Source organism: Salinimicrobium oceani (assembly GCF_012037645.1).
On record NZ_JAAVJR010000238.1, the window covers coordinates 1 to 600 of the forward strand.

Genomic DNA, 600 nt, shown 5'->3' on the forward strand with positions numbered 1-600 from the left:
TTATCTCATTGGTGCCAATGCAAGGGATGTGGCTTTATACAAGGCCGGACAAAAACCCACCCGTGCAACCGGGGATATCGATTTTGCAATAATGTTGCCCGATATTTCCACCTACGAAGCCCTGTTACAAGAATTGGTAAATAATGGTTTTTTCCCGCAGAAAAAACAGGAGGGATACAGGATGCATCACCGGAAAACCAATACCCTTATTGACTTGCTGCCCTATGGTGGCATTGCAGGGAACAATTTGGTAGAACTGCCCGGGACGGGAATAGAATTATCTGTAGTAGGTTTAGCTGAAGTTGGAGAGGAAATCCAGGAATTTGATCATCCAGAAGGTTTGTTCGAGAACTCGATATATTTTTTACTTGCAAGTCCGTTATTTATGGTTAACGATAGCATCAAGTTCGTTTATAATTCTTTGAAATCTGGCCATTTGATCTTCGAAATATAAATTTCCAATAATGGCTTCCTGTAATTTATCATCATGTAAAATTTTCCTGAAGGATTCAACGAGATATTCCTTAACTTCTTCATAGGGGGAGTTTATTATTTGCTCCTTAAAATCTGTAGTATAATTAAGTAAGTAAACAATGTCTT

General features: G+C 38.5%; 1 protein-coding gene. It reads left to right on the forward strand.

The window, feature by feature from the left end:
• Positions 1-454: hypothetical protein (locus HC175_RS16480; RefSeq protein ID WP_438865948.1), on the forward strand; the 454-nt coding region annotated here is incomplete at its 5' end.
• Between the last annotated feature and the right edge of the window lie 146 nt (positions 455-600).